Below are 22,813 nucleotides of genomic sequence, written 5' to 3'. Positions count from 1 at the left end.
CAGCCGGTAGGGCCGGGTCATTGCCGGCGCCTGGTCCCACGGACGGCGCGGAGAACCCGAGCCCGTTCGGGGCTGGGTCATTGTCGGCGCCTGGTCTTACGGACGGCGCGGAGAACCCGAGCCCGTTCAGGGCTGGCGAGCCGTCACCAGATCGCCGAGCCGGCCGCGGCCGCCGTCGACCGCCGTGGTCACCCACACGCCATCCTCGAGGAGACACATGGTGTGCTCCACGTGCGCGGCGACCGACAGGTCCCGGGTGATCACCGTCCAGCCGTCCTCGAGTTCGACCGTCCGCGGCGAGCCCATGGTGATCATCGGCTCGATCGCGAGGCACAGGCCGGGGATCAGCCGCGGGCCCTTGCCGGGCTTGCCGTGGTTGAGCACGTGCGGGTCCTGGTGCATCTCGGTGCCGATGCCGTGGCCGCCGTAGCCGTCCACGATGCCGTACCGGCCGGCCTTGCGGACCGCCTTCTCCACGTTGAAGGAGATGTCGGTGAGCCGGCCCCGGCCGTTGGCGGCGCCGCGAGCGGCCGCGGCTATCCCGGCCCACATCGCTTCCTCGGCCACCTCGGCCATTTTCAGCAGCGCCGGGTCGGTCTCCCCGACGCCCACCGTGATCGCCGAGTCGCCGTGCCAGCCGTTCAGGATCGCGCCGCAGTCCAGCGAGATCAGGTCGCCCTCGGCCAGCACCTGCTCGGGCCGCGGGATGCCGTGCACGACCTGCTCGTTGACCGAGGCGCAGATCGTCGCCGGGAAGCCGTGGTAGCCCTTGAACGACGGGATCGCGCCGGCGTCCCGGATGACCTTCTCGGCGATCGCGTCCAGATCGGCGGTGGAAACGCCGGGGGCGACCGCGTCGCGCATCGCGTCCAGCGCGGCGGCGACCACGAGGCCGGCGCCGCGCATCAGCTCGATCTGTTCGGGTGTCTTCAGCTGAATGTCCAGCTGGGGGCGGCGCATGTCAGCCCCCGTACGACCGCAGGGCGTCGATGGCGCGCACGGTCACGTCCTCGACCGGGCCGGTCGCGTCGATACCCACCAGCTTGCCCTGCGCGCCGTAGAAGTCGACCAGCGGAGCGGTCTTCTCGGCGTACTCGACCAGGCGGTTGGCGATCGTCTCGGCCTTGTCGTCGTCCCGCTGGAACAGCTCCGACCCGCAGCGGTCGCAGATGTTCTCCTTGCTGGTCGGGTCGAACTCGACGTGCCAGATCTTGCCGCAGCCCCGGCAGGTGCGCCGGCCGGAGAGCCGCCGGATCACCTCGTCGTCGTCGACCACGAGCTCCATCACCAGGTCGAGCGCGGTGCCGAGGTCGGCCAGCAGCTTGTCCAGCGCGGACGCCTGCGGGACGGTACGGGGGAAACCGTCCAGCAGGAACCCGTCACCGGCATCCGGCTCGGCGAGCCGGTCCCGGACCATGTTGATGGTGACCTCGTCCGGGACCAGCTGCCCGGCGTCCATGTAGCGCTTGGCCTCCACGCCCAGCGGCGTGCCCTGCGACACGTTGGCCCGGAAGATGTCCCCGGTCGAGATCTTCGGTACGGCGAGATGGGCGGCGATGAACTCAGCCTGGGTCCCCTTGCCGGCCCCCGGAGGGCCCACCAGCACCAGCCGCACCTACATCGCCTCGCTCAGGTGAGTTGAGATCCTGGACGCACGAGCCCCCCGGCCCAGCGTTGCCACTAGCGGAGGAACCCTTCGTAGTTGCGCTGCATGAGCTGGCTCTCGATCTGCTTCACCGTCTCCAGGCCGACACCCACCATGATCAGCACTGCCGTACCACCGAACGGGAAGTTCTGGTACTGCTGCTGGTTCAGCCAGATGAAGAAGAAGTTCGGCAGGACCGAGATGACGGCCAGGTAGAGCGCGCCCGCCAGGGTGATCCGGCTGAGGATGAAGTCCAGGTACTCGGCGGTCGGCTTGCCCGGCCGGATGCCCGGCACGAAACCACCGTACTTCTTCATGTTGTCCGCGACCTCGGTCGGGTTGAACGTGATCGAGACGTAGAAGTACGTGAAGAAGATGATCAGGAAGAAGTAGACGCCGATGTAGAGCATGCTGGTCGGGGTGGCCAGCCACTGCTTGATCCAGATCTGGTAGCCCTTGAGGTTGTTCTGGTCGAAGAACTGCAGGTACAGCTGCGGCAGGTAGAGCAGCGAGGAGCCGAAGATCACCGGGACGACACCGGCCTGATTGACCTTCAGCGGGATGTACGTCGAGGTGCCGCCGTACATGCGCCGGCCGATCATGCGCTTCGCGTACTGCACCGGGATCCGGCGCTGGGCCTGCTCGATGAAGACGACCAGACAGATGATCACCAGGACCAGGCCGATGACCAGGAAGAACTTGGCGACGCCGCTGGTCTGCTTGATCGACCAGCCCTCGCCGGGGAGGCGGGCCGCGATCGAGGTGAAGATCAGGACGGACATGCCGTTGCCGACGCCGCGGTCGGTGACCATCTCGCCGAACCACATCACCACGCCGGTGCCGGCGGTCATGGTCAGCACCAGGATGCTGAGCGTGAGCCACATCGGGATGCCGGTGTTCTCCGGGATGATCTGCATCTTCGGGTTGCTCTGGTCACAGGCGTTGCCGAAGAGCTGACCGGTGCGGGCGAGCGCCACGAACGCCGAGGACTGGAGAACGGCCAGGCCGAGCGTCAGGTACCGGGTGTACTGCGTGATCTTCGCCTGGCCGGACTGACCTTCCTTGCGCAGCTGCTCGAGACGGGGGATGACGACCGTGAGCAGCTGCAGGATGATCGAGGCGGTGATGTACGGCATGATGCCGAGCGCGAACACCGACAGGCGCAGCAGCGCACCGCCGGAGAACAGGTTCAGCAGGTTCAGCACGCCACCGGTGCCGGCCTCGTTCACGGCCTTGAGACACGTCTGCACGTTGGTGTAGGACACACCGGGACTGGGCAAGGTGGCGCCGAGCCGGTACAGCGCGATCATCGCGACCGTGAACAGCAGTTTCTTGCGCAGGTCAGGCGTCCGGAACGCACTGGTAAAGGCGGAGAGCAACTTCTTCCTCCTGCGCGAGGTTACCGCCGTGTCCGGCGGGTGGGGGAAAGGCATCGGTCCGGACGACCGATATCCCTAGCTGGGAACGGACTCTAACAGTCTTGGAGCGGAGCGGTGAGTCACGGTAGGGCTCACCGCGAGTAGGCGTCGGGGTCCTTCGAGAAACCGCAGGTCAGACGCCACAAAGGGGATGCTGCCCGGGCGACGCCATTTTTCGGCGCCCGGGCGAGCACCCCCACGAGCCTCACAGCTCGGTGGTGGAACCACCGGCCGCTGCGATCTTCTCCTTGGCCGACTCGCTGAACGCGTGCGCCGAGATGGTCAGCGACACGCCGCCCAGCTCGCCGGAGCCGAGCACCTTGACCGGGTGGCCCTTGCGGACCGCGCCGGCCTCGGCCAGCTCGACCGGGCCGACCTCGCCGCCGTTCGGGAACAGCTCGGCGAGACGGTCCAGGTTGACGACCTGGAAGACGACCTTGTTCTTGTTCTTGAAGCCCTTGAGCTTCGGCAGGCGCATGTGAATGGGCATCTGCCCACCCTCGAACCGGGCCGGAACCTGGTAGCGCGCCTTGGTGCCCTTGGTACCCCGACCGGCGGTCTTGCCCTTCGAGCCCTCACCGCGACCCACGCGGGTCTTCGGAGTCTTGGCACCGGGCGCCGGGCGGAGGTGGTGGACCTTGATCCCCATTACTCGACCTCCTCGACACTGACGAGGTGGTTCACGGCGAAGATCATGCCCCGAATCTCGGGACGGTCCTCCTTGACCACCACATCGTTGATCCGCTTCAGGCCGAGCGACCGCAGGGAGTCCCGCTGGTTCTGCTTACGGCCGATCTCGGATCGGATCTGGGTGACCTTCAAGCGTGCCATCAGTGCACCGCCGCTTCCGCACGCGCCGCCAGCATGGCCGCCGGCGCCACGTCCTCGACCGGCAGGCCACGGCGCGCCGCGACCTTCTCCGGCGACTCGAGGCCCTTCAGCGCGGCCACCGTCGCGTGCACGATGTTGATCGGGTTCGACGAGCCGAGGCTCTTCGAGAGCACGTCGTGGATGCCTGCGCACTCCAGCACGGCACGCACCGGGCCACCGGCGATGACGCCGGTACCGGCGGAGGCCGGCTTGAGCAGCACGACACCCGCGGCCGCCTCGCCGGTGATCGGGTGCGGAATGGTCGCACCGATCCGCGGCACCTTGAAGAAGTGCTTCTTGGCCTCCTCGACGCCCTTGGCGATGGCCGCGGGCACCTCCTTGGCCTTTCCGTAGCCGATGCCGACGGTGCCGTCGCCGTCGCCCACGATCACCAGGGCGGTGAAGCTGAAGCGACGACCGCCCTTGACGACCTTGGCGACGCGGTTGATCGCGACGACCCGCTCGAGATGCGGGGTCTTCTCGACGGGCGCGTTGCCGCGACCGCCCTCGCGGCGGTTGTCCCGGCGGTTGCCACCCTCGGTGTTACCGCCGGACCCGCCGCCTCGGCGCTGCTGACCAGGCATTGGTCAATTCCTCCTAGAACTCGAGTCCGGCTTCGCGGGCGGCGTCGGCCAGCGCGGCGATCCGCCCCGCGTACTTGTTGCCACCGCGGTCGAAGACGACCTTGGACACGCCCGCGGACCTGGCCCGCTCGGCGAGAAGCGCGCCGACCTTGCCGGCCAGGGCGCTCTTGTCGCCCTCGGCGCCCCGCAGCGAGGCGTCGAGGGTGGAGGCCGAAACCAGCGTGTGGCCCTTGAGGTCGTCGATGATCTGCGCGGAGATGTGCCGCGTGGACCGGGTGACGACCAGGCGGGGACGCTCGGCGGTACCGCGGACGTTCTTGCGGACCCGGAAGTGCCGGCGCGCCTTCCCCACGGCACGCTTGGCGGCGGCGCCGCCGCCATTGCGGCGCTTGAGCAGCGTGGCGGTCACTTCTTACCTGCCTTTCCAGCCTTGCGGCGGATGACCTCGCCCTGGTACTTGACGCCCTTGCCCTTGTACGGCTCCGGCGGGCGGATCTTCCGGATGTTGGCGGCCACCTCGCCGACCAGCTGCTTGTCGATGCCGGCGACCGTGAACTGCGTCGGCCGCTCGACGGTGAAGCTGATCCCGGCCGGCGGGACCACGTTGACCGGGTGCGAGAAGCCCAGGGCGAACTCGAGGTCCTTGCCCTTGGCGGTAACCCGGTAACCGGTGCCGTTGATCTCCAGCGTCTTCTTGTAGCCCTCGGTCACGCCGACGATCATGTTGGCGACCAGGGTACGCGAGAGGCCGTGGAGCTCCTTCGACTTGCGCTCGTCATTGGGGCGGTTGACGTGCAGCTCGCCACCCTCGTGCTCGACCGTGATCGGCTCGGCGACGGTGTGCGACAGCTCGCCCTTGGGGCCCTTGACCTTGACGGTCTGGCCCGTGATGGTGACATCGACGCCGGCCGGGACCGGGATCGACTTACGTCCGATTCGCGACATGTCTAAGTCTCCAGTTACCAGACGAAGGCGAGGACTTCCCCGCCAACGCTCCGCTTGCGGGCCTGCTTGTCGGTCAGCAGCCCCTGGGACGTCGAAATGATCGCGACGCCCAGGCCGCCGAGCACCCGCGGGAGCTCGTCGGACTTGGCGTAAACCCGGAGACCGGGCTTGGAAACGCGCTTGATGCCGGCGAGGCTGCGCTCGCGGTTCTGGCCGTACTTGAGCTCAACGACCAGACGCCTGCCGACGGCGCCTTCCTCGGGCTCCTCGGCCGCCCAGGAGGCGATGTAACCCTCGGCCTTGAGGACCTCGGCGATGTTCGCCTTGATCTTCGAGAAGGGCATGGTCACCTTGTCGTGGTACGCCTGGTTGGCGTTACGCAGACGCGTCAGCATGTCTGCGATCGGGTCCGTCATCGTCATGGGTATTCGTCAACCTTTCTCGCCGGGGTTCCCAGGGGTCCCGGGCCTACGGCGAAGCGGTATTGCAGTCGGTTACCAGGAAGCCTTGGACACGCCGGGCAGCTCACCACGGTGAGCCATGTCCCGCACGCAAACCCGGCACAGGCCGAACTTGCGGTAGACCGAGTGCGGGCGACCGCACTTCTGGCAGCGGGTGTAGGCACGCACAGCGAACTTCGGCTTCGCGGCAGCCTTCAGGATCAGCGCCTTCTTAGCCATGCTCAGTTCTCCTTGAACGGGAAGCCCAGGAGCTTGAGAAGCGCCCGGCCCTCGTCGTCGGTCGTGGCCGTGGTGACCACCGTGATGTCCATGCCCCGCGTCCGATCGATCCGGTCCTGGTCGATCTCGTGGAACACCGACTGCTCGGTCAGGCCGAACGTGTAGTTGCCGTGGCCGTCCAGCTTCTTGCCGTCCAGGCCGCGGAAGTCGCGGATACGCGGCAGCGCGATGGACAGCAGCCGGTCCAGGAACTCCCACATCCGGTCGTTGCGGAGGGTGACCTTCGCGCCGATCGGCATGCCCTCGCGGAGCTTGAACTGGGCGATGGACTTGGTGGCCCGGCGGACGAGCGGCTTCTGACCGGTGATCGTGGTCAGGTCGCGAACCGCGCCGTCGATCAGCTTGGCGTCGCGGGCGGCCTCGCCCACACCCATGTTCACGACGACCTTGACCAGGCCGGGAACCTGCATGGGGTTGCCGTACTTGTACTGCTCCTGAAGCGCGGCGACAACCTCGCTGCGGTACTTCTGCTTCAGGCGCGGCAGAGTCTTTGTCTCGGTAGCGGCAGTCATCAGAGTTCCTTACCGGTGGTACGTGCGATGCGGACCTTCTGGCCGTTGTCGTCGATCCGGTAGCCGATCCGGGTCGGCTTGCCCTGGTCGTCCACGATCTGCACGTTGGAGATGTGGATCGGGGCTTCCTGGGTCACGATGCCGCCGGTCTTCGAACCCCGCTGCGTCGTACGGATGCGCTCGTGCCTCTTGACGCGGTTGACGCCCTCGACCAGGACCTTGTCCTGCCGCGGGTAGGCCGCGATGACCTTGCCCTTGGCGCCCTTGTCCTTGCCGGCGATGACGACGACCGTGTCGCCTTTCTTGATCTTCATGATCAAAGCACCTCCGGCGCCAAGCTGATGATCTTCATGAACCGCTTGTCGCGCAGCTCGCGCCCGACCGGGCCGAAGATGCGGGTACCGCGGGGGTCCCCGCCGTCCTTGATGATGACGGCGGCGTTCTCGTCGAAGCGGATGTACGAGCCGTCCGGACGCCGCCGCTCCTTGCTGGTGCGGACGATGACCGCCTTGACGACGTCACCCTTCTTCACACCGGCGCCGGGGATGGCGTCCTTGACCGTGGCCACGATGACGTCGCCGATGCTCGCGTAACGGCGGCCGGAGCCACCGAGCACGCGGATGCACAGAATCTCGCGCGCACCCGTGTTGTCGGCGACACGCAGTCGCGACTCCTGCTGGATCACTGGGGTCTCCTATGTCTGCCAGTTCTTCGGATCAACGCGCCCGAAGCTTGGCGGAACGATGGTCCGCCGGGCCGGCCGGAGCCGGCCCGGCAAACTCACTTGGCCTTTTCGAGGATCTCCACGACCCGCCACCGCTTGGTGGCGGAGAGCGGACGGGTCTCCATCAGGAGGACCCGGTCGCCGATGCCGCACGCGTTCTGCTCGTCGTGCACCTTGAGCTTGCGGGTGCGCCGCAGAACCTTGCCGTAGAGGGCGTGCTTGACGCGGTCCTCGACCTCGACGACGACCGTCTTGTCCATCTTGTCGCTGACCACCAGGCCCTCGCGAACCTTGCGGGTCGCGCGCACCGGGGTCGTGCTCTCGTCACTCATGCGGTCACCTCATCCGGCGCAACCGAGAGCCCCAGCTCGCGCTCACGCATGATCGTGTAGATCTTCGCGATGTCCTTGCGGACCACCTGCAGTCGACGATGATTGTCGAGCTGCCCGGTCGCGCCCTGAACGCGAAGGTTGAACAGCTCCGCCTTGGCCTCTTTCAGCCGCGAAACCAGCTCCTCGCCGGAGAGTTCGCGCAGCTCGCCGGCCTTAACGCCCGCTGCCATCAGCTTTCACCCACTTCGCGCGTCACGATGCGGCACTTCATCGGGAGCTTGTGGATCGCGCGGCGCATCGCCTCGCGCGCGATCGTCTCGTTCGGGAACGACATCTCGAACAGGATGCGTCCCGGCTTGACGTTCGCCACCCACCATTCGGGAGAACCCTTGCCGGAACCCATCCGGGTCTCGGCCGGCTTCTTGGTCAGGGCCTGGTCGGGGAAGACCGAGATCCAGACCTTGCCGCCACGCTTGATGTGGCGGGTCATCGCGATACGAGCCGACTCGATCTGCCGGTTGGTCACGTACGCGGGCTCCAGCGCCTGAATACCGAACTCGCCGAAGACGACCCGGTTGCCGCCCTTGGACGCGCCGTGGCGGTCCGGGTGGTGCGGCTTGCGGAAGCCCTTCGGGGGCTTACGCGGCATCAGCATGGGTCAGCCCTCCTGCTGCGTTTCGGCCGCGGCCGGAGCAGCGGCGGTGTTCTCGGCGGCCGCCTGGGCCTGAGCCGCGCGACCCGCCTCGGTGCCACCCGCGGTCGTGCCGGACGAACCGGAACGGCCACGGCGCGGACGCTCGGGGCGGTCGGCGCGGTCCCGGCGCGGACGCGCGGGCGCCTCGGTGACGACCTCGCGACCCGGAACGGCGTCGCCCTTGTAGATCCAGACCTTCACGCCGATCCGGCCGAACGTGGTACGGGCCTCGAAGAAGCCGTACTCGATGTTCGCCCGCAGCGTGTGCAGCGGAACGCGACCCTCACGGTAGAACTCCGTGCGGCTCATCTCCGCGCCGCCGAGACGGCCGGAGACCTGCACCCGGATGCCCTTGCAGATCGGGTTCTTCATGGCCGACTGCATGGCCTTGCGCATCGCGCGGCGGAAGCTGACCCGGGAGGACAGCTGCTCGGCGACGCCCTGCGCCACCAGCTGCGCGTCCGACTCGGGGTTCTTCACCTCGAGGATGTTCAGCTGCACCTGCTTGCCGGTGAGCTTCTCGAGGCGACCGCGGATCTTGTCGGCCTCCGCGCCCTTACGGCCGATGACGATGCCCGGCCGGGCGGTGTGGATGTCGACGCGAACCCGGTCCCGGGTGCGCTCGATGTCCACCTTGGAGATGCCGGCGCGCTCGAGGCCCTGGGACATCATCCGGCGGATCTTGACATCTTCGCCGATGTAGTCCTTGTACAACTTGTCGGCGAACCAACGGGACTTCCAGTCGGTGGAAATGCCGAGCCGGAATCCGGTGGGATGAACTTTCTGGCCCATTACTCGGACTCCTCCGTCGTCTGGGATTCCGCCCGCTGGGTTTGGGCGGCCGGCTCAGCCTTCTTGGCCGGCGCGGCCTTCTTCGCGGCGGCGGCCTTCTTGGCCGGCCGCGCGACCTGGACCGCCTCGACGGCGATCGTGATGTGGCAGGTGCGCTTGCGGATCCGGTACGCCCGGCCCTGCGCCCGCGGACGGAACCGCTTGAGCGTCGGACCCTCGTCGACGAACGCCTCACTCACGAGGAGCGCGTCGGGGTCCAGCCGCTCGTTGTTCTCCGCGTTGGCGATCGCCGAGGCGAGCACCTTGTAGACCTGCTCGCTGGCGGCCTGCGGCGCGAACTGCAGGACGGTGAGCGCCTCCTTCGCGGGCAGACCGCGGACGAGGTTGACCACCCGGCGCGCCTTGTTCGGCGAGATGCGCACGTGCCGCGCAACCGCCCGCGCGCCCGGAAGCACCGGAGCGTCGCCCTTGACTGGCATCGCTGTAGCTCCTTGATCCTCTAATCCGTGTATCTGCTTAGCGGCGACGGCTCTTGCGGTCGTCCTTCTCGTGACCCTTGAACGTACGGGTCAGAGCGAACTCACCGAGCTTGTGCCCGACCATGGCCTCGGTGACGAACACCGGGACGTGCTTGCGCCCGTCGTGCACGGCGATCGTGTGCCCGAGCATGTCGGGGATGATCGTCGAGCGCCGCGACCAGGTCTTGATGACGTTCTTCGAGTTCTTCTCGTTCTGGACTTCCACCTTCTTGAGCAGGTGGTCGTCGACGAACGGGCCCTTCTTCAGGCTGCGAGGCATCTTCTACTCCCGTTACCCGCGCTTGCGGGTCGCGTAGCGGCGGCGAACGATCAGCTTGTCGCTCTCCTGGCCCTTCCGGCGGGTACGGCCCTCGGGCTTACCAGCGGGGTTGACCGGATGGCGACCACCGGAGGTCTTACCCTCACCACCACCGTGCGGGTGGTCGATCGGGTTCATGGCGACACCACGGACGGTCGGGCGCTTGCCCTTCCACCGCATGCGGCCGGCCTTGCCCCAGTTGATGTTCGACTGGTCGGCGTTGCCGATCTCGCCGACGGTGGCGCGGCAGCGCACGTCGACGCGACGGATCTCGCCGGAGGGCATACGCAGCGTGGCGTACGCGCCCTCGCGACCGAGCAGCTGGATGCCGACGCCGGCCGAGCGGGCCAGCTTGGCGCCACCGCCGGGACGAAGCTCCACGTTGTGGATCGTCGTACCGACCGGGATGTTGCGCAGGGGCAGGTTGTTCCCCGGCTTGATGTCCGCGCCCGGGCCGGACTCGACCCGGTCGCCCTGCGCCAGGTCCTTCGGCGCCACGATGTAGCGCTTCTCGCCGTCGGCGTAGTGCAGCAGCGCGATCCGGGCGGTGCGGTTCGGGTCGTACTCGATGTGCGCGACCTTGGCCGGCACGCCGTCCTTGTCGACCCGCTTGAAGTCGATCAGCCGGTACTGCCGCTTGTGACCGCCGCCCTGGTGCCGGGTGGTGATCCGGCCGTGGACGTTGCGGCCGCCCTTCTTGGGCAGCGGGACCAGCAGAGACTTCTCCGGGGTGGACCGGGTGATCTCGGCGAAGTCGGCGACGCTGGAGCCGCGACGGCCCGGCGTGGTCGGCTTGTACTTACGGATAGCCATTGATTTACAACCCCTTAGCTGACCGGGCCGCCGAAGGCCTCGATACGGTCACCGTCAGCCAGCTTGACCATCGCGCGCTTGGTCGCCTTGCGCTGACCGAAGCCCGTCCGGGTGCGCTTGCGCTTGCCCTCGCGGTTCGCGGTGTTCACCGTCAGCACGCGCACGTTGAAGATCTGCTGGATCGCGATCTTGATCTGGGTCTTGTTCGCGTCCGGGTGGACGAGGAACGTGTACCAGTTCTGGTCGAGAACGCTGTAGCTCTTCTCGGAGACGACGGGCGCGACGATGACGTCACGCGGGTCGGCGATCGTGGTCACTTGTTCCCCTCCTCGGAGGCCTCGGCCGGCACGCCCAGACCCTGCTCGCCGGTTTTGCTCCCAAGGTCGCAAAACTCGTCGAGAGCGTCCTTGGTGAAGACCACCTCGTCGGCGACCAGCACGTCGTACGTGTTCAGCTGACCCGCCTCGATCAGGTGCACGGTCGTCTCGTTGCGCAGCGACAGCCAGTTCAGCTCGTCGGTGCTGCCGAGCACGACCAGGACCTTGCTCGACTCGGTCGCCTTGCGCAGGGTCGCGACCGCGGCCTTGGTCGACGGCGTCTCGCCGGCGACGAAGGACTCGACCACGTGCACCCGGCCGTCGCGGGCCCGGTCGGACAGGGCGCCACGCAGCGCGGCGGCCTTCATCTTCTTGGGGGTCCGCTGGCTGTAGTCACGCGGCACCGGGCCGTGGACCACGCCACCGCCGGTGAACTGCGGCGCGCGGATCGAGCCCTGACGGGCCCGGCCGGTGCCCTTCTGCTTGTACGGCTTCTTGCCGCCACCGGCGACCTCGCCGCGGGTCTTGGCCTTGGCCGTGCCCTGCCGCGCCGCGGCGAGCTGGGCCACCACGACCTGGTGCATCAGCGGGATGTTCGCCTGCACGTCGAAGATGTCGCCCGGCAGCTCGACCGAGCCCGCCTTCGTGCCCTCGGCGTTGATCACGTCAACCGAGCTCACTTGGCACCGCCCTTCTTAGCCGCGCTGCGGACCAGGATCAGCGAGCCCTTGGGACCGGGCACCGCGCCCTTGACCAGCAGCAGGTTGTTCTCGGTGTCCACCGCCTGCACGGTCAGGTTCTGCACGGTGAAGCGCTTGCTGCCCATCCGGCCGGCCATCCGGACGCCCTTGAAGACGCGACCCGGGGTCGCGCAGGCGCCGATCGAGCCGGGCGAACGGTGCTTGCGCTCGACACCGTGGCTGCTCTTGAGACCGTGGAAGCCGTGCCGCTTCATGACGCCGGCGTAGCCCTTGCCCTTGGTCTTGCCGGTCACGTCGACCGGGGCACCGGGCTCGAACGAGTCGACGGTGATCTCCTGGCCGAGCTCGTAGGCCCCGGCGTCGGTGGTGCGCAGCTCCACGAGGTGGCGCCGCGGCGACACACCGGCCTTGGCGTAGTGGCCGCTCTCCGGCTTGTTGACCTTGCGCGGGTCGACGGCGCCGTACGCCAGCTGGACGGCGCTGTAGCCGTCCTTGTCATCGGTACGGACCTGGGTCACGACACAAGGGCCGGCCTGCACCACGGTCACCGGGACGACTTTGTTGTTGTCCCAGACCTGGGTCATGCCGAGCTTGGCGCCCAGGATCCCCTTAACTTGCCTGTCCATCAGTCCGGATCCCTACAGCTTGATCTCGATGTCGACGCCAGCCGGCAGGTCGAGGCGCATGAGCGAGTCGACCGTCTTCGGAGTCGGGTCGATGATGTCGATCAGACGCTTGTGCGTGCGCATCTCGAAGTGCTCGCGCGAGTCCTTGTACTTGTGCGGCGAACGGATCACGCAGAAACGGTTGATCTCCGTGGGCAGCGGCACCGGGCCAGCAACCTGCGCCCCGGTACGCGTCACCGTCTCCACGATCTTCCGCGCCGAGGAGTCGACGACCTCGTGGTCGTAGGCCTTGAGCCGGATGCGGATCTTCTGTCCCGCCATGGTGGCTTCTGTTTCCTTCTCTCGATGCCGCTACGTGCGGAAACCGGTGGCCTCCGCATGCCGCAGGACCGTCGATCCTGCGTTGTCCGACCCCCGCGGTCGGGCGTGTCGCGCCTGCTGTCGCTATGCAGCCTTTATCAAGCAACTCGATCACGGGGATCTGGAGTGCCGGGCGGGCCATGAACACACCCGGACACCCGGCGAGGGTGGCTGGCTGCCGAAGGCCACCAACCACCCCGCGCGGACGCAACCTGACTAGTATGCCCGATACTCTCCGGCAACGCTAATCGGGGTTACCTTTAACTACTTGTTGATCTTCGTGACCGTTCCGGCGCCGACGGTGCGGCCACCCTCACGGATCGCGAACTTCAGGCCCTGCTCCATGGCGATCGGCTGGATCAGCTTGACCGACATGCTGGTGGAGTCGCCCGGCATGACCATCTCGGTGCCCTCGGGCAGCGTGACGACGCCGGTGACGTCCGTGGTGCGGAAGTAGAACTGCGGGCGGTAGTTCTGGAAGAACGGGGTGTGCCGGCCGCCCTCCTCCTTGGAGAGGATGTAGACCTGGCCCTCGAACTCCGTGTGCGGGGTCGTGGTGCCCGGCTTGATGACCACCATGCCGCGCTCGACGTCCTCGCGCTTGATGCCGCGGAGCAGCAGACCGACGTTCTCACCCGCGCGGGCCTCGTCGAGCAGCTTGCGGAACATCTCGATGCCGGTGCAGACGGTCTTCGTCGACTTCTCGCGGATGCCGACGATCTCGACCTCCTCGTTCGGCTTGAGGATGCCGCGCTCGGCCCGGCCGGTGACGACCGTGCCACGACCGGTGATCGTGAACACGTCCTCGATCGGCATGAGGAACGGCTTCTCGGTGTCACGCTCGGGCTGCGGGATCGCGGTGTCGACCGCGTTCATCAGCTCCAGGAGCTTCTCGGTCCACTCCGCGTCGCCCTCGAGCGCCTTGAGCGCCGAGACGCGCACGACCGGCAGGTCGTCGCCCGGGAACTCGTAGGTGCTCAGCAGCTCGCGGACCTCGAGCTCGACGAGCTCGAGGAGCTCCTCGTCGTCGACCATGTCGCTCTTGTTCAGCGCCACGACGATGTACGGAACGCCGACCTGGCGGGCCAGGAGCACGTGCTCCTTGGTCTGCGGCATCGGGCCGTCAGTCGCGGCGACCACCAGGATCGCGCCGTCCATCTGCGCGGCACCGGTGATCATGTTCTTGATGTAGTCGGCGTGGCCGGGGCAGTCCACGTGCGCGTAGTGCCGCGCCGCGGTCTGGTACTCGACGTGCGCGATCGAGATCGTGATGCCGCGGGCCTTCTCCTCCGGCGCCTTGTCGATCTCGTCGAACGGGGTGTACGGGTTGAGGTCCGGATACTGGTCGTGCAGGACCTTCGTGATGGCCGCAGTCAGCGTCGTCTTACCGTGGTCGATGTGACCAATGGTGCCGATGTTGACGTGCGGCTTAGTCCGCTCGAACTTCGCCTTCGCCACTGGTGTCCTCCTGTGGACTGATCATTACTTTGCCCGGCACGCCCGACAAGGCGACTGGGACTCTGTCGACTGCTCGCGCGCGTGTGGCCCCTGAGAGACCACACGCGCCTCAACGCTTCAGTTGCGGACTCAGGCGCCCGTAGCCTTGGCGATGATCTCCTTCGCGACGCCCTGCGGGACCTCGGCGTAGGAGTCGAACTGCATGCTGTAGCTGGCCCGGCCCTGGGTCTTCGACCGGAGGTCACCCACGTAGCCGAACATCTCGGAGAGCGGCACCAGCGCCTTGACGACCCGAGCTCCGGACCGCTCCTCCATCGACTGGATGATGCCACGCCGCGAGTTGAGGTCGCCGATGACGTCGCCCATGTTGTCCTCGGGCGTCGTGACCTCGACGGCCATCATCGGCTCGAGCAGCGCGGGGTCGGCCTTGCGGGCCGCCTCCTTCATCACCATCGAGCCGGCGATCTTGAACGCCATCTCGGACGAGTCGACCTCGTGGTACTGACCGTCAAGCAGCGTCAGCTTGACGCCGACCAGCGGGTAGCCGGCCAGCACGCCGTACTGCATGGCGTCCTGCGCGCCCGCGTCCACCGAGGGGATGAACTCCTTGGGGATGCGACCACCGGAGACCGCGTTGACGAACTCGTAGGTGGGACCGTCGGCCGACAGCGGCAGGGGCTCCAGCTTGACGATGACCTTCGCGTACTGACCCGAGCCACCGGTCTGCTTCTTGTGGACGTAGTCCAGCTTCTCGACCGTGCCGCGGATCGTCTCGCGGTAAGCCACCTGCGGCTTGCCGATGTTCGCCTCGACGTTGAACTCGCGCCGCATGCGGTCGACGAGGATGTCGAGGTGAAGCTCGCCCATGCCGGCGATGACGGTCTGACCGGTCTCCTCGTCGTTCCAGACGCGGAAGGTCGGGTCCTCCTCGGCCAGGCGCTGGATCGCGGTGCCCAGCTTCTCCTGGTCCGACTTGGTCTTCGGCTCGATGGCGACCTGGATGACCGGCTCCGGGAAGGTCATCGACTCCAGGATGACCGGGTTGGCCGGGTCGCTGAGCGTGTCACCGGTGGTGGTCTGCTTGAGACCCTGGACGGCGATGATGTCGCCGGCCTGCGCGGTGGCGCGCTCCTCACGCTTGTTCGCGTGCATCTGGTAGATCTTGCCGATCCGCTCCTTGCGGTCCTTGGTGGAGTTGACCACCTGGGAACCGGACTCGAGCGTGCCGGAGTAGACCCGGACGTACGTGAGCTTGCCGAGGTGCTTGTCGGTCTGGATCTTGAAGGCCAGCGCCGAGAACGGCTCGGTGTTGGAGGGCTTGCGCTGGATCGGCGTCTCGCCGTCCGTCGCGGTGCCCTCGATGGCCGGGATGTCCAGGGGCGACGGCAGGTAGTCGATCACGGCGTCGAGCATGGGCTGCACGCCCTTGTTCTTGAACGCCGAGCCGCACAGCACCGGGTTGGCCTTGCTCGCGATCGTGGCGCGCCGGATCGCCGCCTTGATCTCGTCCACCGAGAGCTCCTCGCCCTCGAGGTACTTGAGCATGACGTCGTCGTCCACGTCGGCCAGGGTCTCGATCAGCTTCTCGCGCCACTCGTTCGCGGAGTCGACCAGGTCGGCCGGGATCTCCTCGATCGCGTAGTCCTCACCCTTCTGGGTCTCCCCACGCCAGGTGAGCGCGCGCATGTTGATCAGGTCGACGACGCCGATGTGGTCGTGCTCGAGCCCGATCGGGATCTGCAGCACCAGCGGGGTCGCGTTGAGCCGGTCGATCATCATCTGCACGCAGCGGAAGAAGTCGGCGCCGGTCCGGTCGAGCTTGTTGACGAAGCACATCCGGGGGACGTGGTACTTGTCCGCCTGGCGCCAGACGTTCTCGGTCTGCGGCTCCACGCCGGCCACGCCGTCGTAGACCGCCACCGCGCCATCGAGCACGCGCAGCGACCGCTCGACCTCGACCGTGAAGTCGACGTGGCCGGGCGTGTCGATGATCTGGATCGTGTGACCCTTCCACTCGCACTTGGTGGCGGCGGAAGTGATCGTGATACCGCGCTCCTGCTCCTGCTCCATCCAGTCCATGACGGCAGCGCCCTCGTGGACCTCACCGATCTTGTACGTGATGCCGGTGTAGAACAGGATCCGCTCGGTGGTCGTGGTCTTACCGGCATCGATGTGCGCCATGATGCCGATGTTGCGTACGTTGGCGAGCGCGTCTGCGGCGGCCACTTCAATCCCTACTCTTCTTCGTCGTCGTCTCGTGGATCGGTACGACTTGCCGCGTGGCCCGGCGTTGGCCGGGCCGGCGGCGGGGTCTTACCAGCGGTAGTGCGCGAAGGCCTTGTTGGACTCCGCCATCTTGTGGGTGTCCTCACGCCGCTTGACGGCGGCGCCGAGGCCGTTGCTGGCGTCGAGCAGCTCGTTCTGGAGACGCTCGATCATCGTCTTCTCCCGGCGGGCCTTGGAGTACTGGACCAGCCAGCGCAGGCCGAGAGTGGTCTGCCGCGGGGTACGGACCTCGACCGGCACCTGGTAGGTCGCGCCACCGACGCGGCGGCTGCGGACCTCGAGGGTCGGCTTCACGTTGTCCATCGCGCGCTTGAGCGTCACGACGGGGTCGGTTCCGCTCTTCTCCCGGCAACCCTCGAGCGCGCCGTACACGATGCGCTCGGCCAGCTGACGCTTGCCGCCGATCAGGATCTTGTTGATCAGCTGCGTGACCAGCGGGGAGTTGTAAACCGGGTCCGCGACCACCGGGTGGCGCGGAGCGGGGCCCTTACGCGGCATGTCAGCTCTTCTCCTTCTTCGCGCCGTAACGGCTGCGGGCCTGCTTGCGGTTGCGGACACCCTGGGTGTCCAGCGAACCGCGAACGATCTTGTAGCGGACGCCGGGGAGGTCCTTCACCCGGCCGCCACGCACGAGCACGATCGAGTGCTCCTGCAGGTTGTGACCGACGCCGGGGATGTACGCCGTGACCTCGATCTGGCTGCTGAGCTTCACACGAGCGACCTTGCGCAGCGCAGAGTTCGGCTTCTTGGGGGTGGTGGTGTACACGCGCGTGCACACGCCGCGCCGCTGAGGACTTCCCTTCAGCGCCGGCGTCTTGGTCTTGCTCGTCTTCGCCTGGCGGCCCTTTCGGACCAGCTGCTGGATCGTGGGCACCGGGTTTCTCCGCTCCCTTCGGCCGCGTCCTTCTGCGACCGCACCGTCTCGTTATTCCTCTGTGCGCCGGAAGGGGGTCCCTCCGGCACCCGCGGTCGGGCGTGTCGTCCGGCTCACGGTCCCGCCACGCGTTCTGAACACGCGCACCGGGTTTGGTCTCTGTCGTCGTCCCGATCTGGTCGGGCCGACGGGTCTCGGCGTGCTGATACCCCGTCCTGATTTTCGACTCGGGCGCACGCACGAGTTGCCCGGGCAAGCCCGGGCACGGAGGGAAAGAGTACCCACCACAAGCAGCCAGGTCAAAATCGGCAAGTATGCCTGGCGCTAGCTCCTCACGACGGATATCTCCGATGCAAGTGTACCGGGTCCGCCGAGGCGCCATGCCGCGGCATCGGGATACCGGGTCAGAGGGCGGTCAGCTGCCGGCGGACGACTGCTGCAACACCACGGCCAACACCAGGGCGGCCAGCGAGATTCCCGCGCCGACGGCTCCACACGAGATACCGGCCGCCGCGATGCCGCGCCCGGTGAAGCGCACCTGCCCGCTGCCACCGGAGCGGCGGATCTGCCGGCGGGCGACCAGGCCGACCACGATGGCGCCGACCCCGCCGATCACGCTGAGCAGGGTGAAGGCGCCGGCCACCAGGGCGCCCCAGCCGGCCTGGGCGCCGGTCAGGCCGAAGCAGAGGACCAGCAGCGACACCAGGATGGCCGCTATGCCGGCCAGCAGCGAGCCGATGGCCAGGCCCGAGGTCAGCGGCTCGACCCGCAGCTGCACCAGGGCGAACTCGGTGCCCGGCACCGGGTCGACCCGCTCCGGCTGCCACCGGCCGGACGGCGGGGGCGGCGGCACGGGCGCCGAGTACGGATACGGCTGCTGGCTCATGAGTCGAGGATGTCACTCGTCCGTGGCGCGGCGCAGTCCGGGCCCGGCGACAGGCACTAGTCGGTGCCGGGCGCGAAATTCGTGCCGGACGGCGCCGACGCCAGGTGCAGCAGGCCGGCGATCGCGGCCACCACCAGCGTGGCGAGCGCCAGCACGATGCCCGCCCAGGCCAGCCGGCGGCCACGCCGGATCCACGCCGAGCCGGTGAGGTAGCCCTTGGCCGCATACGCGTCCCGGGCGGCCTGACGGGCCAGCAGGAGCGCCACCGTGGCCGGGATCACCCCGCCGACGAACGCGCCGGTCAGGAAGCCCACCAGACCGAGCGCGAAGACCGCCCGCGCCTTCGACGAGGGCGCCGGATCCGGATCGAGCGGATGACGGGTGGACGGTGCGGCTGCGGGCGAGGTCACCACCCCATCTTAGGAACGCCGAGAGGCGGCCGCGCAGTGCGCGACCGCCTCTCGCTAGACGCAACAATCAGCGGTACGACCCGAAATCGAAGTCGTCCAGCGGCACAGCCTGCCCGCTGGCCGGCCCGAAGCCGTAGTCGGTCTCCGGGTACCCGGTCATCGAGTACACCTTGGCCTTGGCCTCCTCGGTCGGCTCGACCCGGATGTTGCGGTACTTGCTGATGCCGGTACCGGCCGGGATGAGCTTACCGATGATCACGTTCTCCTTGAGGCCGACGAGCGAGTCGCTGCGCGAGTTGATCGCCGCGTCGGTCAGCACCCGGGTGGTCTCCTGGAAGGAGGCCGCCGAGAGCCAGGAATCCGTGGCCAGCGAGGCCTTGGTGATACCCATGAGCACCGGGCGACCGGCGGCGGGCTCGCCGCCCTCGCCCACGAGCCGGCGGTTCTCCGACTCGAACAGCGCCCGGTCGACCAGCACGCCGGGCAGGAACTCCGCGGCGCCCGAGTCGATGACCGTCACCCGCTTGAGCATCTGGCGGATGATGATCTCGATGTGCTTGTCGTGGATGAGCACACCCTGCGAGCGGTAGACCTCCTGGACCTCCTGGGTCAGGTGGACCTGGACCGCGCGCGGCCCCATGATCCGCAGAAGCTCGTGCGGGTCGATGGTGCCCTCGGTCAGCTTCTCGCCGACCTCGACGTGGTCGCCGTCGTGGGCGCGGAGCTTGACCCGCTTGGAGATCTTGTCGTACACGATCTCCTCGCTGCCGTCGTCCGGCACCACGATGATCTTCCGCGAGCGCTCGCCGTCCTCGATCCGGATGCGTCCCGGGGTGTCGGCGATGGGCGCCTTGCCCTTGGGCACGCGGGCCTCGAAGATCTCCTGCACACGCGGCAGACCCTGGGTGATGTCCTCACCCGCGACACCACCGGTGTGGAAGGTACGCATCGTCAGCTGGGTACCCGGCTCGCCGATGGACTGGGCCGCGATGATGCCGACCGCCTCGCCGATGTCGACCGACTTGCCGGTCGGCAGCGAACGGCCGTAGCAGGCCGCGCACACGCCGAGCTTCGACTCGCAGGTCAGCACGCTGCGGACCCGGACGTGCTCGACGCCGGCGTGGACCAGCTGGTCCACCAGGATCGAGTTGAGGTCCGCGCCGCGGGGCACCACCAGGTTGCCGTTGGCGTCCTTGATGTCGTCGGCCAGCGTACGGGCGTGCACGCCGGTCTCGGCGTGCGTGTGCACGACGAGCGAGCCGTCCGCCTGCCGGTCCGCCACCTGCATCGGGATCGCGCGGTCGGTCCCGCAGTCCTCCTCGCGGATGATGACGTCCTGCGAGACGTCCACCAGACGCCGGGTCAGGTAACCCGAGTCGGCGGTACGCAGCGCGGTGTCGGCCAGACCCTTCCGGGCGCCGTGCGTGGAGATGAAGTACTCCAGCACGGTGAGACCCTCGCGGTACGACGAGGTGATCGGCCGCGGGATGATCTCGCCCTTGGGGTTGGCCACCAGACCACGGATCGCGGCGATCTGCCGGAGCTGGAGGAGGTTACCGCGAGCGCCGGAGTTGATCATCACCCAGAGCGGGTTCTCCTGCGGCAGCGCGGTCTCCATCTCCTTGGAGATCTCGTTGGTCGCCTTGGTCCAGATCTCGATGAGCTCGCCGCGACGCTCCTCGGCGGTCATCAGACCACGCTGGTACTGCTTGTCGATCCGGTCCGCCTCGACCTGGTACCGGGAGAGGATCTCCGGCTTGCGCGGGGGGCCGATGACGTCGCCCATGCCGATCGTCACACCGGACCAGGTGGCCCAGTGGAAGCCGGCCTCCTTGAGCGCGTCCAGGGTCGCCGCCAGAGCGACCTTGGGGAAGCGCTCGGCGAGGTCGTTGACGATCGCCGACAGCTGACCCTTGCGGATCTCGTAGTTGATGAAGCGGTAGCCCGGCGGCAGCGTCTCGTTGAAGATCACCCGGCCCAGGGTGGTCTCGACGAGCAGCGGCTCGCCCTCGGTCCACTCCTCCGGCGCGTCCCACTTGGCGCCCTTGGCGCCGTTGTCGACGCCGATGACCTCCCGCAGACGGATCTTGACGGGCGCCTGCAGGTGCAGCTCGCCGTTGTCGAAGGCCATCCGCGCCTCGGCGTCCGAGGAGAACACCCGGCCCTCGCCCTTGGCACCGGGCGTGAGGTGGGTCAGGTGGTACAGGCCGATGACCATGTCCTGGGTGGGCATGGTGACCGGCTTGCCGTCGGCCGGCTTGAGGATGTTGTTCGAGGACAGCATCAGGATCCGGGCCTCGGCCTGCGCCTCGGCGGACAGCGGCACGTGCACCGCCATCTGGTCGCCGTCGAAGTCGGCGTTGAACGCCGTGCAGACCAGCGGGTGGATCTGGATCGCCTTGCCCTCGACCAGCTGCGGCTCGAAGGCCTGGATGCCGAGGCGGTGCAGGGTCGGCGCGCGGTTCAGCAGCACCGGGTGCTCGCTGATGACCTCCTCCAGGACGTCCCACACGACCGGACGCTGACGCTCGACCATCCGCTTGGCCGACTTGATGTTCTGCGCGTGGTTCAGGTCCACCAGGCGCTTCATCACGAACGGCTTGAACAGCTCCAGCGCCATCTGCTTCGGCAGGCCGCACTGGTGCAGCTTGAGCCGGGGGCCGACGACGATGACGGAGCGGCCGGAGTAGTCGACGCGCTTGCCCAGCAGGTTCTGCCGGAACCGGCCCTGCTTGCCCTTGAGCATGTCGGAGAGCGACTTCAGCGGGCGGTTGCCCGGGCCGGTGACCGGCCGGCCGCGGCGGCCGTTGTCGAACAGCGCGTCGACGGCCTCCTGCAGCATGCGCTTCTCGTTGTTGACGATGATCTCGGGCGCGCCCAGGTCGATCAGGCGCTTGAGCCGGTTGTTGCGGTTGATGACCCGGCGGTACAGGTCGTTCAGGTCGCTGGTCGCGAAGCGGCCACCGTCGAGCTGCACCATCGGGCGCAGGTCCGGCGGGATGACCGGGACGCAGTCGAGCACCATGCCGAGCGGCGAGTTCCGGGTGTTCAGGAACGCGGCGACGACCTTGAGCCGCTTGAGCGCACGGATCTTCCGCTGGCCCTTGCCGCTGCGGATGATCTCCCGCAGGTTCTCGGCCTCGGCGTCCAGGTCCATGTTCTCGAGCAGCGCCTTGATCGCCTCGGCGCCCATGCCGCCGGTGAAGTACTCACCGAAGCGGTCCCGCAGCTCGCGGTAGAGCAGCTCGTCGGTGACCAGCTGCTTGGAGTCGAGCTTGCGGAAGGTGTCGAGCACCTCGTCGAGGCGGTCGATCTCGCGCTGCGCCTTGTCGCGGATCTGGCGCATCTCTCGCTCGCCGGCCTCCTTGACCTTGCGGCGCACGTCCGCCTTGGCCCCCTCGGCCTCGAGCTCGGCGAGGTCCTGCTCCAGCTTCGCGGCGCGCTTCTCGATCTCCGAGTCGCGCCCGTTCTCGGACTGGCGCTTCTCGGCGAAGATCTCGTTCTCGATCGTGGACATGTCGCGGTGCCGCGCCTCGGCGTCGACGCTCGTGATCACGTACGAAGCGAAGTAAATGATCTTCTCGAGGTCTTTCGGAGCCAGGTCGAGCAGGTAGCCCAGCCGGCTCGGCACACCCTTGAAGTACCAGATGTGCGTGACCGACGCGGCCAGCTCGATGTGGCCCATGCGCTCACGGCGGACCTTGGACCGGGTCACCTCGACGCCGCAGCGCTCACAGATGATGCCCTTGAACCGGACCCGCTTGTACTTGCCGCAGTAGCACTCCCAGTCCCGCTGCGGACCGAAGATCTTCTCGCAGAAGAGTCCGTCCTTCTCGGGCTTGAGGGTGCGGTAGTTGATCGTCTCGGGCTTCTTGACCTCGCCGTGCGACCACTGCCGGATGTCGTCGGCGGTCGCCAGGCCGATACGCAACTCGTCGAAGAAGTTGACGTCGAGCACTTGGACTATCCCTCGTGTTTCATTGCTCGGA

Annotated in this window: 31 protein-coding genes; all 31 read right to left on the bottom strand. The window is 67.6% G+C overall.

The window, feature by feature from the left end:
• Nucleotides 1–126 precede the first annotated feature (126 nt).
• Complete coding sequence (gene map / locus IH26_RS0113560; RefSeq protein WP_030436521.1) at nucleotides 127–960, bottom strand: type I methionyl aminopeptidase; 834 nt, start codon at nucleotides 958–960, stop codon at nucleotides 127–129.
• 1 nt (nucleotide 961) lies between these two features.
• Nucleotides 962–1,615, bottom strand: a complete 654-nt coding sequence (locus IH26_RS0113555) for an adenylate kinase (protein WP_030436520.1) — start codon at nucleotides 1,613–1,615, stop codon at nucleotides 962–964.
• 65 nt (nucleotides 1,616–1,680) lie between these two features.
• Nucleotides 1,681–3,024 carry a preprotein translocase subunit SecY gene (gene secY, locus IH26_RS0113550; RefSeq protein WP_030436519.1) on the bottom strand — a complete coding sequence of 448 codons (1,344 nt, stop codon included), beginning with the start codon at nucleotides 3,022–3,024 and terminating at the stop codon, nucleotides 1,681–1,683.
• A 244-nt stretch (nucleotides 3,025–3,268) separates the two neighbouring features.
• Nucleotides 3,269–3,712: a 50S ribosomal protein L15 gene (rplO, locus tag IH26_RS0113545; protein WP_030436518.1), complete on the bottom strand. Its 444-nt coding sequence runs from the start codon at nucleotides 3,710–3,712 to the stop codon at nucleotides 3,269–3,271.
• Entirely contained in the window at nucleotides 3,712–3,894 is a 183-nt protein-coding gene (gene rpmD / locus IH26_RS0113540; RefSeq protein ID WP_026206137.1) for a 50S ribosomal protein L30, read from the bottom strand. Before rpmD ends, rplO begins: the two co-directional genes overlap by 1 nt.
• Nucleotides 3,894–4,517, bottom strand: a complete 624-nt coding sequence (gene rpsE / locus IH26_RS0113535) for a 30S ribosomal protein S5 (protein WP_020513602.1) — start codon at nucleotides 4,515–4,517, stop codon at nucleotides 3,894–3,896. Before rpsE ends, rpmD begins: the two co-directional genes overlap by 1 nt.
• 13 nt (nucleotides 4,518–4,530) lie before the next feature.
• Nucleotides 4,531–4,926 carry a 50S ribosomal protein L18 gene (gene rplR, locus IH26_RS0113530; RefSeq protein ID WP_034215014.1) on the bottom strand — a complete coding sequence of 132 codons (396 nt, stop codon included), beginning with the start codon at nucleotides 4,924–4,926 and terminating at the stop codon, nucleotides 4,531–4,533.
• Complete coding sequence (gene rplF / locus IH26_RS0113525; protein WP_030436516.1) at nucleotides 4,923–5,462, bottom strand: 50S ribosomal protein L6; 540 nt, start codon at nucleotides 5,460–5,462, stop codon at nucleotides 4,923–4,925. Before rplF ends, rplR begins: the two co-directional genes overlap by 4 nt.
• Nucleotides 5,463–5,476: 14 nt before the next feature.
• Nucleotides 5,477–5,884 carry a 30S ribosomal protein S8 gene (gene rpsH / locus IH26_RS0113520; protein ID WP_020513599.1) on the bottom strand — a complete coding sequence of 136 codons (408 nt, stop codon included), beginning with the start codon at nucleotides 5,882–5,884 and terminating at the stop codon, nucleotides 5,477–5,479.
• A 72-nt stretch (nucleotides 5,885–5,956) separates the two neighbouring features.
• Nucleotides 5,957–6,142 (bottom strand): type Z 30S ribosomal protein S14, encoded by a 186-nt coding sequence (locus tag IH26_RS0113515; protein ID WP_020513598.1) that lies wholly within the window; start codon nucleotides 6,140–6,142, stop codon nucleotides 5,957–5,959.
• A 2-nt stretch (nucleotides 6,143–6,144) separates the two neighbouring features.
• On the bottom strand, nucleotides 6,145–6,714 hold the full coding sequence (rplE, locus tag IH26_RS0113510; protein ID WP_030436515.1) for a 50S ribosomal protein L5: 570 nt from the start codon (nucleotides 6,712–6,714) through the stop codon (nucleotides 6,145–6,147).
• Nucleotides 6,714–7,034 carry a 50S ribosomal protein L24 gene (rplX, locus tag IH26_RS0113505; RefSeq protein WP_211268639.1) on the bottom strand — a complete coding sequence of 107 codons (321 nt, stop codon included), beginning with the start codon at nucleotides 7,032–7,034 and terminating at the stop codon, nucleotides 6,714–6,716. Before rplX ends, rplE begins: the two co-directional genes overlap by 1 nt.
• Nucleotides 7,031–7,399, bottom strand: a complete 369-nt coding sequence (gene rplN, locus IH26_RS0113500) for a 50S ribosomal protein L14 (RefSeq protein WP_014687766.1) — start codon at nucleotides 7,397–7,399, stop codon at nucleotides 7,031–7,033. The genes rplX and rplN overlap by 4 nt, the downstream gene beginning before the upstream one ends.
• Nucleotides 7,400–7,494: 95 nt before the next feature.
• Nucleotides 7,495–7,770 carry a 30S ribosomal protein S17 gene (gene rpsQ, locus IH26_RS0113495; protein ID WP_030436513.1) on the bottom strand — a complete coding sequence of 92 codons (276 nt, stop codon included), beginning with the start codon at nucleotides 7,768–7,770 and terminating at the stop codon, nucleotides 7,495–7,497.
• Complete coding sequence (gene rpmC, locus IH26_RS0113490; protein WP_030436512.1) at nucleotides 7,767–8,000, bottom strand: 50S ribosomal protein L29; 234 nt, start codon at nucleotides 7,998–8,000, stop codon at nucleotides 7,767–7,769. The genes rpsQ and rpmC overlap by 4 nt, the downstream gene beginning before the upstream one ends.
• Complete coding sequence (gene rplP, locus IH26_RS0113485) at nucleotides 8,000–8,425, bottom strand: 50S ribosomal protein L16 (RefSeq protein ID WP_020513593.1); 426 nt, start codon at nucleotides 8,423–8,425, stop codon at nucleotides 8,000–8,002. Before rplP ends, rpmC begins: the two co-directional genes overlap by 1 nt.
• A gap of 3 nt (nucleotides 8,426–8,428) precedes the next feature.
• Nucleotides 8,429–9,256, bottom strand: coding sequence for a 30S ribosomal protein S3 (gene rpsC / locus IH26_RS0113480; RefSeq protein ID WP_030436511.1), 828 nt, complete (start codon nucleotides 9,254–9,256; stop codon nucleotides 8,429–8,431).
• Complete coding sequence (gene rplV, locus IH26_RS0113475; protein WP_030436510.1) at nucleotides 9,256–9,735, bottom strand: 50S ribosomal protein L22; 480 nt, start codon at nucleotides 9,733–9,735, stop codon at nucleotides 9,256–9,258. Before rplV ends, rpsC begins: the two co-directional genes overlap by 1 nt.
• Before the next feature lie 37 nt (nucleotides 9,736–9,772).
• Entirely contained in the window at nucleotides 9,773–10,054 is a 282-nt protein-coding gene (gene rpsS, locus IH26_RS0113470) for a 30S ribosomal protein S19 (RefSeq protein ID WP_014687760.1), read from the bottom strand.
• 12 nt (nucleotides 10,055–10,066) lie between these two features.
• Nucleotides 10,067–10,906 (bottom strand): 50S ribosomal protein L2, encoded by an 840-nt coding sequence (gene rplB / locus IH26_RS0113465; RefSeq protein WP_030436509.1) that lies wholly within the window; start codon nucleotides 10,904–10,906, stop codon nucleotides 10,067–10,069.
• A gap of 14 nt (nucleotides 10,907–10,920) precedes the next feature.
• Nucleotides 10,921–11,223, bottom strand: a complete 303-nt coding sequence (gene rplW / locus IH26_RS0113460) for a 50S ribosomal protein L23 (RefSeq protein WP_030436508.1) — start codon at nucleotides 11,221–11,223, stop codon at nucleotides 10,921–10,923.
• Complete coding sequence (gene rplD / locus IH26_RS0113455; RefSeq protein ID WP_030436507.1) at nucleotides 11,220–11,903, bottom strand: 50S ribosomal protein L4; 684 nt, start codon at nucleotides 11,901–11,903, stop codon at nucleotides 11,220–11,222. Before rplD ends, rplW begins: the two co-directional genes overlap by 4 nt.
• Nucleotides 11,900–12,550 carry a 50S ribosomal protein L3 gene (gene rplC / locus IH26_RS0113450; protein WP_030436506.1) on the bottom strand — a complete coding sequence of 217 codons (651 nt, stop codon included), beginning with the start codon at nucleotides 12,548–12,550 and terminating at the stop codon, nucleotides 11,900–11,902. The genes rplD and rplC overlap by 4 nt, the downstream gene beginning before the upstream one ends.
• Nucleotides 12,551–12,562: 12 nt before the next feature.
• Entirely contained in the window at nucleotides 12,563–12,871 is a 309-nt protein-coding gene (rpsJ, locus tag IH26_RS0113445; protein WP_007073037.1) for a 30S ribosomal protein S10, read from the bottom strand.
• 303 nt (nucleotides 12,872–13,174) lie between these two features.
• Nucleotides 13,175–14,368 carry an elongation factor Tu gene (tuf, locus tag IH26_RS0113440; RefSeq protein WP_020513585.1) on the bottom strand — a complete coding sequence of 398 codons (1,194 nt, stop codon included), beginning with the start codon at nucleotides 14,366–14,368 and terminating at the stop codon, nucleotides 13,175–13,177.
• Between the two features lie 129 nt (nucleotides 14,369–14,497).
• Nucleotides 14,498–16,594 carry an elongation factor G gene (fusA, locus tag IH26_RS0113435; protein ID WP_030436505.1) on the bottom strand — a complete coding sequence of 699 codons (2,097 nt, stop codon included), beginning with the start codon at nucleotides 16,592–16,594 and terminating at the stop codon, nucleotides 14,498–14,500.
• A gap of 87 nt (nucleotides 16,595–16,681) precedes the next feature.
• Nucleotides 16,682–17,152: a 30S ribosomal protein S7 gene (gene rpsG / locus IH26_RS0113430; protein ID WP_020513583.1), complete on the bottom strand. Its 471-nt coding sequence runs from the start codon at nucleotides 17,150–17,152 to the stop codon at nucleotides 16,682–16,684.
• A gap of 1 nt (nucleotide 17,153) precedes the next feature.
• The gene (rpsL, locus tag IH26_RS0113425) at nucleotides 17,154–17,528 is read right to left on the bottom strand and encodes a 30S ribosomal protein S12 (protein ID WP_014440718.1); all 375 of its coding nucleotides are present in this window, start codon (nucleotides 17,526–17,528) and stop codon (nucleotides 17,154–17,156) included.
• Between the two features lie 415 nt (nucleotides 17,529–17,943).
• Nucleotides 17,944–18,414, bottom strand: coding sequence for a DUF4190 domain-containing protein (locus IH26_RS0113420; RefSeq protein ID WP_051808084.1), 471 nt, complete (start codon nucleotides 18,412–18,414; stop codon nucleotides 17,944–17,946).
• A 56-nt stretch (nucleotides 18,415–18,470) separates the two neighbouring features.
• Complete coding sequence (locus IH26_RS0113415; RefSeq protein ID WP_030436503.1) at nucleotides 18,471–18,827, bottom strand: hypothetical protein; 357 nt, start codon at nucleotides 18,825–18,827, stop codon at nucleotides 18,471–18,473.
• Nucleotides 18,828–18,891: 64 nt separating this feature from the next.
• The gene (locus IH26_RS0113410) at nucleotides 18,892–22,782 is read right to left on the bottom strand and encodes a DNA-directed RNA polymerase subunit beta' (RefSeq protein ID WP_030436502.1); all 3,891 of its coding nucleotides are present in this window, start codon (nucleotides 22,780–22,782) and stop codon (nucleotides 18,892–18,894) included.
• Nucleotides 22,783–22,813: the final 31 nt, after the last annotated feature.

It is taken from the genome of Actinoplanes subtropicus (assembly GCF_000721705.1).
GTDB classification, from domain to species: Bacteria; Actinomycetota; Actinomycetes; order Mycobacteriales; family Micromonosporaceae; genus Actinoplanes; species Actinoplanes subtropicus.
The sequence above is the reverse complement of the archived record's forward strand: the minus strand, read 5'-3'. Positions and strand labels throughout refer to the sequence as shown.